This window comes from Gordonia sp. SCSIO 19800 (genome assembly GCF_018132775.1).
GTDB classification, from domain to species: domain Bacteria; phylum Actinomycetota; class Actinomycetes; order Mycobacteriales; family Mycobacteriaceae; genus Gordonia; species Gordonia hongkongensis.
In genome coordinates this window covers 93011-109199 of the sequence record NZ_JAGRQM010000004.1, presented here as the reverse complement: position 1 = coordinate 109199, position 16189 = coordinate 93011, and the positions used below count along the sequence as shown (strand labels likewise).

General features: G+C 65.8%; 18 protein-coding genes. 5 read left to right on the top strand and 13 right to left on the bottom strand.

Translation table 11 applies throughout. From position 1 onward, the window contains the following. Window positions 1-297 precede the first annotated feature (297 nt). Window positions 298-2424, top strand: a complete 2127-nt coding sequence (gene helR / locus KB201_RS06275) for an RNA polymerase recycling motor ATPase HelR (protein WP_068972624.1) — start codon at window positions 298-300, stop codon at window positions 2422-2424. A gap of 195 nt (window positions 2425-2619) precedes the next feature. On the opposite strand, the gene KB201_RS06270 is transcribed toward helR, so the two are convergent. The 3 genes from KB201_RS06270 to KB201_RS06260 form a co-directional block, all read right to left on the bottom strand. Beyond that, on the bottom strand, window positions 2620-3006 hold the full coding sequence (locus KB201_RS06270) for a hypothetical protein (RefSeq protein ID WP_065631212.1): 387 nt from the start codon (window positions 3004-3006) through the stop codon (window positions 2620-2622). After that, entirely contained in the window at window positions 3006-3644 is a 639-nt protein-coding gene (locus tag KB201_RS06265; RefSeq protein WP_065631213.1) for a BlaI/MecI/CopY family transcriptional regulator, read from the bottom strand. Before KB201_RS06265 ends, KB201_RS06270 begins: the two co-directional genes overlap by 1 nt. Window positions 3645-3941: 297 nt before the next feature. Then, window positions 3942-4859: a tyrosine-type recombinase/integrase gene (locus KB201_RS06260; RefSeq protein ID WP_211538660.1), complete on the bottom strand. Its 918-nt coding sequence runs from the start codon at window positions 4857-4859 to the stop codon at window positions 3942-3944. A gap of 495 nt (window positions 4860-5354) precedes the next feature. Here KB201_RS06260 and KB201_RS06255 point away from each other — a divergent pair, with 495 nt between their 5' ends. Together KB201_RS06255 and KB201_RS06250 are read left to right on the top strand one after the other, a co-directional pair. Beyond that, entirely contained in the window at window positions 5355-5753 is a 399-nt protein-coding gene (locus tag KB201_RS06255; RefSeq protein WP_211538659.1) for a hypothetical protein, read from the top strand. A gap of 44 nt (window positions 5754-5797) precedes the next feature. Beyond that, complete coding sequence (locus KB201_RS06250; RefSeq protein ID WP_211538658.1) at window positions 5798-5977, top strand: hypothetical protein; 180 nt, start codon at window positions 5798-5800, stop codon at window positions 5975-5977. 6 nt (window positions 5978-5983) lie between these two features. On the opposite strand, the gene KB201_RS06245 is transcribed toward KB201_RS06250, so the two are convergent. Then, window positions 5984-6184, bottom strand: coding sequence for a hypothetical protein (locus tag KB201_RS06245; RefSeq protein ID WP_211538657.1), 201 nt, complete (start codon window positions 6182-6184; stop codon window positions 5984-5986). Window positions 6185-6316: 132 nt separating this feature from the next. Here KB201_RS06245 and KB201_RS06240 point away from each other — a divergent pair, with 132 nt between their 5' ends. Together KB201_RS06240 and KB201_RS06235 are read left to right on the top strand one after the other, a co-directional pair. Then, entirely contained in the window at window positions 6317-6550 is a 234-nt protein-coding gene (locus KB201_RS06240) for a hypothetical protein (RefSeq protein ID WP_211538656.1), read from the top strand. A gap of 37 nt (window positions 6551-6587) precedes the next feature. Beyond that, window positions 6588-8024, top strand: coding sequence for an O-antigen ligase (locus KB201_RS06235; protein ID WP_211538655.1), 1437 nt, complete (start codon window positions 6588-6590; stop codon window positions 8022-8024). Here KB201_RS06235 and KB201_RS06230 read toward each other — a convergent pair. From KB201_RS06230 to KB201_RS06190, 9 genes are all read right to left on the bottom strand, one after another. Then, window positions 8003-10189: a glycosyl hydrolase family 28-related protein gene (locus KB201_RS06230; RefSeq protein ID WP_211538654.1), complete on the bottom strand. Its 2187-nt coding sequence runs from the start codon at window positions 10187-10189 to the stop codon at window positions 8003-8005. The two genes, KB201_RS06235 and KB201_RS06230, sit on opposite strands and share 22 nt — an antisense overlap. Beyond that, on the bottom strand, window positions 10189-10560 hold the full coding sequence (locus KB201_RS06225; RefSeq protein WP_211538653.1) for a hypothetical protein: 372 nt from the start codon (window positions 10558-10560) through the stop codon (window positions 10189-10191). The genes KB201_RS06230 and KB201_RS06225 overlap by 1 nt, the downstream gene beginning before the upstream one ends. Continuing rightward, window positions 10560-11615, bottom strand: a complete 1056-nt coding sequence (locus KB201_RS06220) for a hypothetical protein (RefSeq protein WP_211538652.1) — start codon at window positions 11613-11615, stop codon at window positions 10560-10562. Before KB201_RS06220 ends, KB201_RS06225 begins: the two co-directional genes overlap by 1 nt. Beyond that, window positions 11615-12331 (bottom strand): PE-PPE domain-containing protein, encoded by a 717-nt coding sequence (locus KB201_RS06215; protein ID WP_211538651.1) that lies wholly within the window; start codon window positions 12329-12331, stop codon window positions 11615-11617. The genes KB201_RS06220 and KB201_RS06215 overlap by 1 nt, the downstream gene beginning before the upstream one ends. Beyond that, the gene (locus KB201_RS06210) at window positions 12331-12663 is read right to left on the bottom strand and encodes a hypothetical protein (protein ID WP_211538650.1); all 333 of its coding nucleotides are present in this window, start codon (window positions 12661-12663) and stop codon (window positions 12331-12333) included. Before KB201_RS06210 ends, KB201_RS06215 begins: the two co-directional genes overlap by 1 nt. A 53-nt stretch (window positions 12664-12716) precedes the next feature. Next, a complete protein-coding gene (locus KB201_RS06205; RefSeq protein ID WP_211538649.1) occupies window positions 12717-13106 on the bottom strand; it encodes a hypothetical protein in 390 nt (129 codons plus the stop codon). After that, window positions 13106-13474, bottom strand: a complete 369-nt coding sequence (locus tag KB201_RS06200; protein ID WP_211538648.1) for a hypothetical protein — start codon at window positions 13472-13474, stop codon at window positions 13106-13108. Before KB201_RS06200 ends, KB201_RS06205 begins: the two co-directional genes overlap by 1 nt. A 26-nt stretch (window positions 13475-13500) precedes the next feature. Beyond that, window positions 13501-14601 carry an N-acetylmuramoyl-L-alanine amidase gene (locus KB201_RS06195; RefSeq protein WP_211538647.1) on the bottom strand — a complete coding sequence of 367 codons (1101 nt, stop codon included), beginning with the start codon at window positions 14599-14601 and terminating at the stop codon, window positions 13501-13503. A 95-nt stretch (window positions 14602-14696) separates the two neighbouring features. After that, on the bottom strand, window positions 14697-16019 hold the full coding sequence (locus tag KB201_RS06190) for a hypothetical protein (RefSeq protein WP_211538646.1): 1323 nt from the start codon (window positions 16017-16019) through the stop codon (window positions 14697-14699). Between the last annotated feature and the right edge of the window lie 170 nt (window positions 16020-16189).

Here is a 16189-nt window from a genome sequence, read left to right as displayed (position 1 = left end):
TTTCACATACAGCACCGTGGGCTGCAACAGCTGCGCGGACGTCCAGGACAAGTGATATCGGGGTCCGTTTCACCTGCGCACCCGCCGATCTCTGCCCCTTTCACCATAAGCCCTGGACAGGGGCTTGCCGCAAGACCCCCTATCCGGTGCAGAATCGCTGTCTCACCTGCGACGACCAGCCCTGCCACCTGCTGATTCGGAGTCATCTCTGTGCCCCCAGTCCCCGAAACCCCAGTCCTCGAGACCCCAGTCCCCGAAGCCCCAGTCCCCGACGACGCGACTTCGACGACCACCGCGGTGTTCGCCCTCCCCGACAGCCTGTCCCCGAAGAACGATCCGGCCCTCGTCGCCGACGACACCCGACACTTCGCCTCGATCACCACGAACCTTCGACGCACCTTGGCCTACGCCGACGAGCGCCTGCAGCACCTTCGGCGCGAAGCCGGTGGCAGGGGTCGCCGGGCCGTCGACCGCGACATGGAGATCCACCAGCTCGGCGCACGTATCCGATCGCTGCGGCGGTTCGGCCTCGACCTGTGCCTGGGTCGGCTGGTCCGCGACGACGGGGAGATCCTCTACATCGGCCGGCTCGGGCTGACCGATGCCGCCGGCGAGACCCTGCTCGTCGACTGGCGCACCCCGCTGGCCGCGCCGTTCTTCGCCGCCACCCGCCGCGACCCGATGGGACTGGTGAGCCGACGCCGCTACCGCTGGACCCACGGCCGGATCACCGACTACTGGGACGAGGTCTTCGTCGACGACCCCGCGGTGCTCACCTCGCACGCGGCGCTCGACGAGCAGTCCGCGTTCCTCGCCGACCTCGGCGCCAGTCGTTCCCCGCGCATGCGAGATGTCCTGGGCACCATCGCCACCGATCAGGACGCGATCATCCGAGCCGACTCGCACCGGACCCTCGTCGTCGACGGCGGGCCGGGAACCGGCAAGACAGTCGTCGCGCTGCATCGCGCCGCCTACCTCGTCTACGCCGATCCGCGCCTCGCCGGTCATCGGGGCGGGTTGCTCGTCGTCGGACCTCATCGGCCATACCTCGCCTACGTCGCCGATGTGCTGCCGAGCCTCGGCGAGGAGAGCGTTCAGACGTGCACCCTCGCCGATCTCGTCGTCGAAGGTGATTCGGCGACAACCGAAGCCGACGTCGACGTGGCACGGTTGAAGTCGTCGGCTCGCATGGTCGAGGCGGTCGAGCCGGCGGTCAAGTTCTACGAACAACCGCCGACGACGCCGTTCGTGGTCGAAACACCCTGGACGGAGACGACTCTGACCGCGGGTGACTGGGCAGACGCCTTCGACGCAGCCGAGCGCGGAACCGCACACAACGAGGCGCGGGACGAAGTGTGGGAAGAACTGGTGTCGATCATCGCGTCGCGACACGACGACGACGTGCCCCAGCACGCGCTGCATCGTGCGTTGGCGGCGAATGACGAACTCGCGGCGGCCTTCTCGCGGGCATGGCCGATCCTGGACGCCGCCGAGATCGTCGGTGACCTGTGGTCGGTGCCGGCCTTCCTCCGCATGTGTGCGCCGTGGCTGCCGCCCGGCGAGGTACGCGCACTCCAGCGCAGCGTCCCCGACGCCTGGACCGATGCCGACCTGCCGATCCTCGACCGCGCCCATCGCCGGATCGGAGACCCGGCAGCGTCGGCCCGACGTCGCCGGCAGCGCACGGACCTGGCGAGGGAACGCGAGCGGATCGACCAGGTGGTCGACGATCTTATCGCCGCCGAGGTCCACGACGACGGCGAGGGACTCATGACGATGCTCCGGCACGAGAACCTGCGCCACAACCTCGGGGACGGGTCCGTGAGCGAGACCGCCCGCTCACTGTCCGGGCCGTTCGCGCACATCGTCGTCGACGAAGCGCAGGAACTCACCGACGCCCAGTGGCAGATGCTGATCGACCGTTGCCCGTCGAAGAGCTTCACCGTCGTCGGCGACCGCGCGCAAGCACGACGCGGATTCCCCGAGTCGTGGGCAGAGCGACTTCGGCGGGTCGGTCTGCGCGACGTCACCTCGGCGGGACTCACGATCAACTACCGGACCCCGGAAGAGATCATGGATGCGGCCGCCCCCGTCATCCGCGCGGCGCTCCCCGACGCGAACGTGCCGACTTCGGTTCGGCGCGCGGGCATTCCGGTCACCTACGGCGACCGCGCGGACCTCGACACCGTGGTCGACGACTGGATCTCGACCCATCGAGACGGAATCGCCTGTGTGATCGGCGAACCCGGCTTCGCCGGGACCGACCGCGTGCGGTCGCTCACCCCCACCCTCGCCAAGGGGCTCGAGTTCGACCTCGTGGTGCTCGTCGACCCCGACGCCTTCGGCGCGGGCACCGAAGGCGCGGTCGACCGCTACGTGTCGATGACCCGGGCGACTCAGCAGTTGGTGATCCTCCGCACGTAGACCCCACCACCGATTGGGGTAGTGCCGTACTCGTGTCGACGTCCCGGACGCCGGCGAGGATGGAAGACAGCACCGGCACCTCGTCCACCCACCCAGGGTTCCGGTGCACACAGAAGAGGCCCGTCACCGGGATCGGTGACGGGCCTCTGTGGTGCGCCCGTAGGGATTCGAACCCCAGACTTTCTGCACGCGGCGCTACCCCCGAGCCGCAACCGCCTGCTTCGCCGCCTCGACCAAATGTTCCGCAGCGCGATTCATCTTCTTCAACTCTGCGGAGCTCAGGTCCTGATGTGTGTAAGCAACCTTGTTCTTCAAATTGAGCAGCGTATTCAGATGCCGTTCGGATCCGCTGTCCGCTCGCCGGAGCAGGGCAACAGCCTCACTGTGGTTGCCGGTGTTCGAGTGCGTACCGAGGCGCACGCAGCAGATCGCGTCCGCGGCAGCGATACCCGCATCGACGTACAAGTCGCCGGCAGCGTTGGGCATTTCGTCGACGAGAAGTTCTGCGGCGTCGAAAAATTCGTTCGCCTTCGACAGACGCCCCGCGGTGACCCCGGAGTCACAGTTCCGCTGTCCGGCCATCAAGGCCTCCTCACCGAACGCAGCTGCGCGTTGAACCAGGACCGTGTCCCCGCGACGGTCAGGCCCTGCTTCGACACGTCGTCGAACACAGCCTCACCGGCAGAGGCCGCGGCATGAAACTCCTGCTCGGCGTACTCGACAATCCGGCCGTCGTTACCGGTCCACGCGGTGATCAGTCGAGCGAGTTCGGTCACCCGTTGTTCCCACAAGTCGTCCCCGTCGTCGGAGGAATCAGGGCCCCGCACCAGGAACAAATCGATGTCGCTGTCGAGCGCCATCCGCCCCGTGGCGGCCGAACCGAACACGGCGGCGTAACGCAGCGTGCTCCCCCAGCTGCTCAGGTGTTGTTCGAGTCGGCGCAGAAAAGTCGAGTTCAGGCGCGATACCGCCATGATTGCGTCAGCCGCTAGATGCTCGGTGTTGAGACGGTAAGTGTGGGTCCTACCCACCTCGTCATGCAGCACCACGCCCTGTTTGGTGAGGCGGTTGAGGACCTTGCGAATTCCTTCTCCCGACGCAGAGGTGAGAATGCGCTGGACCTGAGTGATCGTGAATGTTTCGTCTGCACTCGCAAGGACATCGAGCACGTCGCCGTCCAGGGTCGGCGTCACCGTCGCGAACGGCTTGTGGAGCTGCATCTCCGACTCCCCTCCAACTAAAGTTAGACTATCGCAACTATAGTTGGGGATCAGCATCTCGTGGTGAGAAGACGAAACAAAACGCCAGGCGAGACATGGTCTCGCCTGGCGATTCTCTGTGCGCCCGTAGGGATTCGAACCCCAAACCTTCTGAACTGGCCCGCGCGTAGGTCGGGGTCCACATATCCCCGCCCGCTCCCGTAGTTCCAGCTCATCGCAGTAACGCGGTCCACGTGTTACCCGTCAATCCATCGATTCTGTTGCGTTTGTCGTGGGTAAACCGTGGGCCTGAGCGTCCTAGGCGGCGGACCCGAAGTACCCGGCGACGATGTACGCGGCGTGGTCGTCGAGTGCCTGGCGGCCGCGGTCGTAGGTCGACAGGGTGGTCGAGATGTCGGCGTGGCGGGCGGAGAGCTGGACGGTGCGGGGCGAGGCGCCGGCGTCGAGCGCGCCGACGATGAAGGTGTGGCGCAGGGTGTGCGGCGAGACGGAGACTGAGGTGATTCCGGCGTCTTTTGCGCACCGCTTCACCACGCGGTCGGCGGATCTTCTCGTCATTCTCGAGCCGTCGCGGCGGACGATGAGCGGCCCGGTGGTGCGGTCGCCGATCGCGGCGTCGACGGCACGCTGGACTGCGGGCGGCATCGGGACGAGCGCGGGCTTGCTGCCTTTGCCGACGAACCGGACGCACCGGTGAGCTTTCGCGATCTCGTTGCAGTCGGTTACGTCGAGGCCGCACGCCTCCGACACACGCAGCCCGCACATCCCCATCAGCACGATGAGTGCGTGGTCGGCCGGGCTCGACGCGGCCGCGGCGGTGGTGAGGCGTTGCATCTCGTCACGGGTCAGCGCGATCCGCTCGTCGGCGTCCGGTGTCGCGCGCGGCCGACGCACGAGACGGCACGGGTTCTTCCGGACGAGGTCGTCGTCGAGGGCGATCTCGAAGAACTGGGACAGGGTGCCGACGCGGTGGTTGATCGTCGACGCCGAGTTGCCGCGCTCGTCGCGCAGCCACCGCATCCAGATCTCGACGAGAGGTCGGGAGGCGTCGGAGATCGGGTGCTTGTCGTGGAGGTCGCACCAGCGCAGCCACATGATGAGGTCCTGGCGGTAAGTGGCGCGGGTGTTGGCAGATTCCCAGCGGGCGAGGAACGATTCGATGTACAGGTCGAGGTCGGCGCGTGCGAGCGCGCACGCTTCGGTAGCGTGAGACACGGTCATCCTTCAGGTCAGCTCTGAACGGGTGGCAAGGCCTCGGATGGTGCTCCAACACCACCGGGGCCGCTCTCGTTTCTACCCGCGAAACCGGAGCCGCGCCATAGCGATTCCACAGAACGACGAAACCGGCCCGCCCTCCGTGTGGAGGGCGGGCCGTCGTGGTTGTCCAGGTTCAGAGCGGGTGCCCCGTCATGGGCCTCCGGGGGTGGTGTCTCATTGTTTCCGCAGTGGCCGGGTCGCTGTGCGTCGGCGATCTGGTGATGTTCCTGACTCTCACCCGCTCTGAACTTGTGAGATCACTGTAGCACGCAATTCTGTTGTTGCGCAACACTTCTCACGATCTCGGAGCGGTGAGCATGAGCAGACCGGCGGCGCACAGGCAGACGATGATGGCGAGGACGTCGTAGAGCATGCGGATTAGACGCTGCTCGCTGGTGCGCGGTTCCCGCGCAGTTTTCTCCTACGCTGGGAGCACCAACAGGAGGAGAGACTGTGTCTGAAGACGCGTTCGATACGAGTGGACTGCCCCCGCACCTCGAAACAACACACACACTCGCGCAGCGGTTGAATGACGGGACCAATCCAGTCGAGGCTGTCGTGAACGCGATTGCCGAGTTGGAGTCGCTGATCCGGATTCCGAGCGAGGCAGGGGACGTCTCTGATGGATTCGTAAACACCGGTGCGTTCGAGGAGCGGCTCCCGGGGTTGCCGATTACGCAACGGATCACCCGGGCTATCGAGCGCAGCCCGTCGGACGGCGCGGATGATCTCGGCGTTTATGCCCTGGCAGCACTCCGTCGGGTCGGCCTTCTAGTGAACCTGTCGGCCGCGTTCGAGGAACTGATTCAGGGACTCGAAGCGCGGGTGGAGCACCTCGAGGAGCGCAGCTGACCGATCGTGAGACGCTGCGCGCCGCCGCCCAAGCTGTCGCGTCGGTGATGCGGCGTCGGCAGGCCGAGCACCAGGTGCGCACGGATGGCGGATGGGTTGAGCCGGACCCCGACCTCCTCGAGCTCGTCGTCGAGTGCGAGGACGTCGTTTACAGCCGACGGCCCGAAGCGCCCGACCTCACCGACCGGCTGGCCGCGGTGCTCGGCGACGACTGGGAGCCGTGAGGGTCGTCAGTCGCCCTCGTTGGTGAAGTGCTGGCGCTCGCACTCGGGGTCCGTGCAGTCGTGCCGGAAGTCCTGGCGATGGTTGAACGACACGTCCTCGCCGCCGTCGTAGCAGCTCCACTGGTGCCCGGGATCGAGGGTGCAATGCGCGGCGTACGGGCCAGGGTCTCCGCACTCGCCCCGTCTGATCTTGGCGATGTTCATCATCGAACTCACCTCCTCTCTCGAAGGCCCACACCCGAAGTTATGAGCGGGTCGCGGCGGTGATCGACGAGGCGCGCTTCGCGCCGCGGTGTGGCAATATTTCCTGAGCATCCACAGATACGGGGGCGGTGAACGATGGCGAAACCGGCATTAGTGTTCTTTTGGATCGCCGTAGCATTCTTCGTCGCAGCATCGGTCGGCGGTATATACGGAGCGTCCGCCACCTTCGTTATTCCCATTCTCATCATGGCCGTCGTCTTCCTTGTCGCAGGTCAGAAGCTCTACGACGACCAGGGCGAGGAGCGGGAAACGCCGACGATCAACGATTCTGTGCAGAGGCTGACGCGTCTCATATTTCGCCGACCGTGACTCGGCGGCCCATTCCCGAATAGGGCATGATGACCGAATGGCAACAGTCGGAATAGGGTGGACAATCGGCGGCGTCGTCTTCGCGATCGCTGCTGGCGCCGCCGCCGCGTTCGCCCCGTGGTGGGCCATCGGGCTCGGCGTTCTCGTCGCCGCGGTCGGCATGCTGATCGGACTACGCCGATCCCTGCCGGCACTCACCCGAATGGAGCGCCACCCACTCGCACTCGAGCTCGTCGCGCTGCCCCTCGTGGTGTCGATCCGACACAGCACAATCCTCACGCTGGTCCTGCTCGGCCTGCTGCTACTCATCAGCCTCGCACGACGCCAGCGAGTCGACGACGCCCCGATCAACTACGTGCCGGTTCTGCTGCTCCTGTTGGCCGCCGGCCTGATCTTCCGCAACGGTCCGTACACGATCGCAGCACTGTTCGTGCTCGTTGTCCTCGTTCTCGCCGCCGCATCGGTGAGCGTCTCCAGGACGACGGCGTACGCATCCCTGACCGCCGGCCTGTCACTGTACCTGGTCGCCAACATCGCAGGCTGGATCGTCGGTATCCAGTCCGTCTCGGCGTCGGTCCGGGTCGGCGGCTACGAGTCGAGCGGCGGGTTCTTCGGGGCCCGTGTGTTCTTCCCGTTTGCCCGGTCGATCAACGAACCGTCGTTCATCGCAGCAGCACTCATCCTGGCCGTCGTCGCCATGCTGAGTGTCCGAACCGCGCCGCGCTGGTACCACTGGGTGGGCGTGGCCGCCGGCCTGTTCGTCATCGCCGCATCGAACAGCCGCACACCGCTGCTCATGCTCATCCCCGCGGCGCTGTTCATCCTCATCGCGCCGCGGATTACGCGGCGAGGTGCACCGTTCGTTGCCGGTGGAGTGATGCTGCTGCCGTTCCTCCTCCCCGCGCTCCGGCCGAGCGTGAACTGGGTGGCCGAGAAGATCGCCGGCAACGACTACCTTGCTCGCGGCCAGAGCGTCCACGACATCGGTGGCCTCGGCACCAGAGACATCATCTGGGAGCAGAGCATCGGGTTCTGGGACCGCCAGGTCGACTCGCTGCTGCATCAGGTCGCCGGGTTCGGCTACAACGGGCACGCCGTCTCTGGCGCGTCGGACTACTACGCCACCGGGATCGGCGACTTCCTCTCCCGCCGTAGCGCGTTGACAATGCACAACTCGTTCCTGCAAACACTGTTCGACGGCGGACTCATCGGCGCGTTCTGCGTGCTCGGCGTGACGGTGTTCCTGGTGTGGCGGTATGCGCAGCGCCCCGAGCTGCTGCCGGTGTTCGCGATCGCCCTCATGCTCGGGTTGTCGGCAGGCACCGAGGTCAGTCTCGCGCCGGGCCTGAGTCAGACCCCGGTATTCCTGCTGCTGTTCCTCGCGGTGTTCGTGCCGCGGAAACACCGCCAGGAGCAGGACGGGCAGCCAGCCGCGAGCTCACGTCCTCCGCGTCAGGGTGTCAAGACGGCGTAGATCTGTGCACCCGAGATCGCCAGCGACGACGCAGCCACGGTGGACGGCAGGTCAGACTGGCTGTGAACCACCCCCGCAACGCGGGGCTCCACCGCCGCCTCGTCGGTATTGAGCGCCCCGAGTCCCGTGAAGTTCGGGACCGTGCCCGCGACGACCAAGATCCCCACCGCGTACCGGCGGCCCCGGATCTTCGTGAATGGGGCTGTCAGCGCCCGGGTGTACCGAGTGTTTGCGCCGGCGAAGACGGTGGTGTCGTTGGCTGTTGCGCCCACCAACGTGAGGTCCCCGTTCGCTGCCACCTCGTACACGCCGATCCGGCACAGGGTGGGCGTCGCAGCAGCGGTGGTGCCGCTGATGACGCGCACGTTGGCGACAGATTCGGTCTTCTTGGCGGTGAAGTAGGTCAGCCGGAGCGCGCCAGATGAAGATCCCACAGCGTTCGACGCGATGTTCCGGCGCGACAGGGTCGATTCACCGACCAGCGGCTCATCCTCGCGGCCGATCGTCAGCGAATGTGCCCACCGGTACTGGCCGTCGGTTCCGCCGTAGAACCCCTCACTCGTGGTGATCGGAATGGTGTAGCCCAGGGCCTCATCCTTGATCATCGACGGGGAACCGGCGACGTCAGTGGGCCGGACACGGACGTCAAGACCGACCCAGTGGATCTGCGGCTTTCCTGTGCCCTTCACCACGATGAACGCCCCGGGCGGCTCGTGGTTCGCGCCGGACGGCACGGATGAGATGTGTGTGCCGCCGACGATGTTGACCTTCGAGTCGTCACAATTCTCGAAGATCACTGCGTCGAGCTGGCCTGGCACCCCAGTGACCGCATGAACGCGCCGCTCGCTTTTCGGCGCGACGAAGCTGACGGAGGCATGGCTGTCGAGGTTCTTGAAATACACCAGCCCCATGCCGTTGCCGTCACCCGAGATGTTGTCGAAGCACACCGCCTGCACGTAGTTCGGGTTCGACTGCTCGAAGTAGCATCCGGCGCCGCCGTTCCACAGGAAGTTGACGTCCTCGACGTGGAACGGTCGAGCGCCCGCCTTGCTTTCGATGCCGTGCTGGGGCCAGTACCGGAAGATGCAGTTCTTGATGACCGTCGTGTCCTGGATAATGCCGAGGGTTCCGTCGGCGGCCTGGAAGGCGATCGCGCTGCCGGCGGTGTTCTCCAGCCGACCCATGAACATGATGTGCGAGATGTCGACCGGCCCGATCTGTAGCTTGCCGTCATCGAGGTTCCCGGTGAACACCACCATCGGCTTGTTCGCCCCGATCGGCTGTCGGAACCGTGTTCCTGCGGCGGCGGCATTGATGCCGAACCCGCCTACTCCGCCACCAACCACAGCCAGCCCTGACGGGATCACAATCTGGTCAGCCAGGTAGTCGCCACGTGGGAAGTACGCCTCGCGCTGATTGTTGTACGCGTCCTGCAGGTAAGCGTTGATCTTCGTGGTCTCGTCCACGGAACCAGTGATGCTGATCCCTGCGTCGCGCGCGTTTCGTGCGAGGAACGAGGTCGAGGCCGCTGAGATCGTGGCCCGCGCCGCGGTCGCGTCGGCGGACTTAGCCAGCGACTTTCCCACCGCGGTGGCGTTGGTCAGGTCATCGACGGTGGACGCTGTTCCGGCCCCGATGGCGGTACGTGCCGCCGCGGCATTTGCGCCAGCCGCGATGACGCTCGGCTTGCCATCGATGGCCGACCATTCCGCCGAGACGGTGACGTTGCCGTCCGGGCCGACCGGTTCGCCGTTCACAGACCGCACATATGTCGCGTCAGCGTCCGTTTTCGACAGCAGGTCGTCGGGGGCGTTGTCGTCCAGCCATGACTGCACAGCGGCTCGCACCTGTTCGGTGTTGCTCGGTTTCGGTAGGCCGATCTCGAGGGCAATCAGGTCCCACAGGTCGCCGCCTTCGGGAGGGACGGTGAAGTCGATGGTGCCGACGCCGTAGTAGTCGAGACCTGACACCTGCCACGGGCCTTCGGCGAGGTCGAGTTCGACGACCTGGCCGTCGACGACCGGGACTCTGCCTGGTTCGTCTCCGCTCTTGGTGGAGATGATCGCTCCGTCGGTATGGCGGAGGTGGGTGGACCGGAAGAACAGATCTCGGCGGCCGCTCGCGTTGCCGATCCCGTCTTTCACGGTGAAAGACACTGTGGGCATCAGGACTCCTCGGGTGTATCGGTGACGGTGTAGCCGAGTGCTGCGAGAGCGTCGGCGTGGGTGTGGAGGTCGGGGACGATGGTCATCGCGAATGACGCCGGATCGGTAGACAGGATCGGGGTGAGTCCGTTGGTGGGGTCGCCGTCGTAGTCGATGACCTGACCCCGTTCGTCGGCGAGAAACACCTCGACGCTGGGGGTCACGTGTCGAGAGGCCGACGGCATCGTAATTCCGGTCAGCCCCTCGAAAATGCCTGCCACGTAGTCGTTCGCGCGGACCGTGATGAGCAGGTGTTGCCCGCTCTCGCAGGTGTACAGGTTGGTGACCGGGCAGGCGTAGGCGACATCGGCCTCGACGAGAACAGCGTCCATCACGGCTCCTCGGGGAGAGTTGGGGATTTGTGGATAATCCAGATGACGCCGTGCGCACCGAGACCGCCGGCACCGGCAGTTCCTTCAGCGAAAAGGCTTCCGTTGTAGCACGACCCACCGCCACCACCCGGACCGCCCGGATAGCCTCCAGGTGCGCCCGGCCCGGCCTCGGCATTGGTGAAGTCAGCGGTTTGGGCGCCGCCCCCACCTCCGCCGCCCCCGCCGCCACCCTTAGTTGCCGCAGTGAGACTGACGTTTCCGCCTGCCGTTCCCGGCCCGGCGGTTCCACCGTTGACTTTCCGCGCGCCCCCTGACCCGCCCGCTCCAAGAAGTGATGCTTGACCCGGCGACCCATCGGTGTTGTCGGCGTTGAGCTGGCCGCTCTGTCCGCCCTGCCCGCCCCTGGCAGCGGGCAGCGACGGTGTGGCCTCGGAGAAGCTGATCATGTCGCCGCGCGCCGCGTTCTGCGGGCCACCAACCGGTGTCTGCACGGAGATGTCACCGAACGTCGATGCCGCGCCGTTGGTTCCGACGGTGTACGGGATCGAATCCGGCAGCAACGATGGGTCCAGGACCTGCGCGCGAAAAGACCCACCCCATCCGGGAGCGCCGCCTGGTCTGGTGCCGCCGCCGACAGTTCCGTTGGCGCCGTTATATCCGGCGCTAATCATGATCACCGTCAGCTCAACGATGCCGGGCGGTTTCGTCCACGTGCCCGACGACGTTTTCGTCTCCACCGTCGCACCGTTCATCACAGTGTCTTTGATCGACTCGATCGTGTACTGCACCTCGAGCGGATCGCCGGTGGCGCCGCCACCGAACCAGCCGTTGTGGATCCCCTGGATGCCATCTTCATGACGGTCGACCTGACTCCACCGCAAGCCCATGAGCTCTGCGAGGAAGACGAACGGGGCCGCCAGGCCCGTCAACACCCCGGTGAGAATGTTGGTGAGCAGGGTCGTAAACACATTCCCGAAGATGCCCTGGAGCTGTCCGAGCAGGCCGTCCTCGTCATCGACGGTCGGCTTCGCCCCGGGATAGCGCCATGCCGGCATCAGACCACCCGCTCAATCCTGCGAGCCAGGCGCGTTGCGAGACCGAGTCGCCGGTAGTCGGTGGTGTGCTGGGTGCCGAACAAATAGGCGTTCGCCCCACGGAGCGACGCGAGGACGTCAGGACGTCGCCACCACTCGTCGGGGCCGTCGTCGCCGGCGGCACTCTCGATGACGTTGTCGCTGAGGGAGTTGGCCCATCGGACCGCAGACGGGAAGTCGCGCACGGACATCCACCTGGTCAGGTCCCACACCTCGCGCAGCAGCGCATTCTCCTCGAGGTCGGCGATCGGGTCGCCGGGCGCCCACTCGGAGATCAGTGGCCGCGGGAGTGCCACTCGCTCGGCGATCCCGCCGCGCCCGCCCCGGTGCGATGGTTCGTGCGGGTTGCCCATTGCCGCCACCGCCCGCACGTCGAGCTCGGGGCGCTTCGGCAGGATGTCGCGGGCGAACCGGTACGCCACCATCGCGCCCTGGCTGTAGCCTCCGACGATCGCCGGATACGGGGAGGCGTGGACAGCAGCGGCCATTGTGCGCGCGCCGGCCTCGATCGACTCAGCCGCCGACATGTGGTGTGCGCCGGTCGCCGGGCCGAACATGCCAGGATAGCTGACGTAGGTGAACTTCACCGACGGCCGCAGACTCCGCCTCAGTGCCTCCGACGCCGGCGACCCCCCACGCCCTGCCCACGTGCCGTCGCACCAGAAGAGTTCGATCATCAGTCGTTCATCCCCTCGACCTCGGCCGGCGGGTCGATCTCGTGGTCGACGAGCTTCCGTCGGGCCCGCGCGACGTAGGTGCGCAGCGCGAGCACCACATGATCGAGACGCCCGATGGTCCGATCCCGCTGTCGCAGACGCTCCTTCAGCTCAGCCAGCTCGGCTTCGTAGTCGGCGATGATCCGCGAGTGCTTCGCCCGCGCCTGGTCGTTATCGCGGTCGCGGGCCTCCCTCTCCTTCGCGAGGTCGGCCTCGAGCTCATCAATCCGGGCGTGCAGCTTGGCGATGTCGTCGAGCTTCACCTTCGAGCGCGTCGCCAGCACGCCGGTCACGAGCGCACCGATGGCAGCGAGTAGACCTCCGAAAGAGGCGATCAATTCTGGGCTCACCGACAGTTCCTTTCCGCGTCACCACGGGCGATCGCAATGTGCAAGATCGCCATGAAGCCCGCGAACGTCCCGTGGACTACAGGAACCGGCGGTTCAGTCAGAACAGCGGAGAAGAGGATGCACCCGGCGTAAAACGCCAGGAACCCCGACGTAGCGACGTGGGCGAAGATGAACCCGCGTCTGCGCACGACAGCAAGGAGTAGCGCCAGTCCGGTGAGGAGGAATCCGAAGAACCACATGGGGCCAATGGATTCCACCCACACGACGGCAGACACCTGGCCGGGCTGCAATGGTCGGCGCACCAACTCCTCGGGGGAGATGTACAGCACGCCGACCGCCACCTGCATGCAGCCGGTGACCGCGGCCATCAGCCGCGCGCCGAGCATCAGCCTTCCGACGATCCGATGTTGCCGTCGAACTCGGTCGTCGGCCGCTGGACATTGACCCGGATGTTCTTCCCGTCCTGGATCGCGGCTTGGATCTCTCGAAGCTGTCCCTCGATCTGGGCTGCGGTGCGCTCGACGAGTGTGTTGATGCCGCCGCCATCCAGGCTGTCGATGACAGCGGCGTTCTTGGTGAGGTACACGCCGACCGCGGTGGCGAACGCGACACCCGTCGAGATCCAGGTCGCAGCCTCGGCGGGCAGGAAGCTGGCGAACTCACCCGTCAGGCTGACCGCGAGGGCGACGAATGCGCCGACGATGCCGACGATGAACTTGCGGATCTGCGAGGGCTTGTAGCTGGCGATGGTCATGGTGAATCTCCTTCTGACGGTGCGGCTCAGGCCGCTGTGAGGTCGACTGCTTCGACGGCCAGCGGGATGCCGGCCGCGTTGACGAGCGTGAGGTCCTTCGCGGCGTCGCCGATCTTCTTCACCGCGCCTGACGGGTCCCACTCGAGGACGCCGTGCTCGAAGGTCTGGTACTTGCCGCCGGTGCCATTCGGGATCTCGTCCGACGTCGGCCAGCCGAGAGGGCCCTTCTCGTATCCCTCAAGCGCCCACCGCTGACCGATGACGCCCTTCACGACGTGGTGGTCCTGGCCGTCCTTGCGGTACAGCACGCCACCCTGGAACGCCATGACCGCGCCGTCGGCGAGCTTCGTGAAGTCGCGGACCGGGAATCCGAGTTCGCCCGTCTCCCACTTGCGGTCGGTGTACGCCTCGAACAGTCCACCGTGCGGGATCGCGTGGGCGCCGGTCGCCGGGTGGAAGTAGATGTGCGCGTTGTCGTACTCGACGAACCGGCCCTTGCCGTCGCGGCCGACTGGGCGCTCCCCTGCGGCGCCGGCCTTCGCCTTCCGCGCGCCGACCCACGGGTTCTCCTTGGCCTCGAGCTCGATCATGTTGATGATCACGAGCGGCTTGTCCGGCGCCTGGAGGAGGCGGTGACGGAACAGCTTCATGTCGAGGTTGCCGGGGTCCCACTTGCCCTGGATCGCGCCGTACTCCTTGTGCGCCACGACCTTGTTCCACGGGTTGCCGAGGCGCTTGTTGATCGCGCGGACCACCTTCAGGTAGGCGCCGTACTGGGCGTCCGACCATGCCGCGGTGCCGTTGTGCGCGGCCTCGATGCCGATGGTGACGGCGTTGCCGTTGTTCTTCGGGATGCCCGGCCAGGAGCCTGTGCCGGCATGCCACGCGACGCCGACGCCGCACAGCGTGACGACGCCGTTCGCCGCGAGGTGAAGCTGCGACGCGAGGCCGAGCGACGAGTGCTGCGCGATGCCCCGCGGCGTCTCGCCGAACGAACCGGTGTGGTGCATGAACGGACCCCAGATGGCGCCGAAGTCGCCGTGGCCGCGCTCGAACGCGCCGGGGTAGATGTCGCAGCGCAGACCTTCAGCGCGCAGTACGTCGGGGAGCCAAACGGGATCGGCCATGATGTGCCTCCTGGGCATGGGTGAGATCCCCGGACCCGTGATCTCGAGTGCGGGGGTTGGACTTTGATCGAACTAGGGTGAAGCTGCAGTGATCGTCAGGTACTGTTCGCGGCGCCGCGGGACCACTGGCCGGCGCCTTGGACGCCTGCGATGAGGCGCGTCCACGGGCCCTTGGCGCGTTTGTCGGACCCGACTGTGAGCGCTTCGCGCATCCGTTCCCCTGGTTTCGAGGTGACGGCGACGCCGCTGACGTACTTCTCGACGGTGTTCCCGCGGTCCCAGAACGTCACGATGTCGCCGTGGCGGTAGCGGCGGGCGCTACCGTCGTCGGCGCCGAAACTGATGCCAAGCCCATCGGAACGTCCGGAGCGGCCGGTGATCTCGAGTTGCTTGTTCCCGCCGTGCTCATGCAGGGTCGTTTTCCCGATCGCGTACGAGTCGATCGACCAGGCAGCGGTGTTGTCGGCGAACTTCTCAGGTAGCGCGTCGTCGTCGCCTAGTTCGTCCTCGAGGTCATGGTCGACGAACACTTGATAGGCGAAGAAGATGTCGTCGAACAGGTCACCGACAGTGAGCGCGAGACCACCAATACCCGATAGGCCGGGGATGGTGGCGATGACCGCGATGATCGCCGTGATCGCGAGGTTCGCCCCGATCTCAATCAGGTCATTGACCATCGACGGGGACTTGCCTCCCACGATCGCGCGTACAGCGTCCGGCGCGTTGACGGTCAGCTCGTATGAGTCGATCTGCCCCTCGGCGTCGGTGCGGAACTGGACTTCCCGGCGGTCCCGCTTCTCGTGGGTATCGAAGACGTAGCAGGCTCGGTTGGCAGTGAAGGAGAACAGGCCATTGTTGACCGGCTTCAGCAGTTGGCCTAGGTCGAGGAAGTGGTCGGACGTGTGGTCGATGATCGACTGAAGCGCTCCCAGGCTCGACGTGTTGAACACCTGTGGGCTGGTCCCGCGGCCATCCCACAGGTCGACCGATATACCTAGCTCAAGACGCTCGACGCTCTGCTTGAACAGCTCGTCCATCTGGGTGAAGCGAGCCATCAGCCCGACGACGCTCTCGGTGGCATCGTGAATGCTGTCGAGAACGTCGTCAACCGAGTTGTAGTCCATCAGGTTGTCCTGCGACCATGCCGACGGCCACTTCAGCGGCAGCGCACAATAGAACGGCTTGTTCAGGCGGGTGAAGTTCTTCGCCAGGTAGTACTTGAAAACCGGGTCTGGCGGCCCAAACATGATGTCCTGCTTGCCGGTTAATCCGATCTGGATTTCCGGGGGGAACAGCGGATTCACCCACGCATATGAGCGTTGAAGCCAGATCTTGTTGCACACCCCGGTGTAGAGGAATTTCTCCCGGCCCGGTTTCCCGATCTGCTTGCGCTGCATGATCCGGCCGGTGAACGGCATGCCTCGTAGCCCGGCACGAAACTGGTAGATGTGGCGATCGATGTCGGCCTGACGGATCTCATCGTTGAGCGGATGGTCGGGGCGCAGTTCGAACGCGAACTTCCCGGGTTCCAGGTCCCACGTCCAGTTAATGCCGACCTCGTTGTAGGAGCCGATCGGCCGCCAGTCGA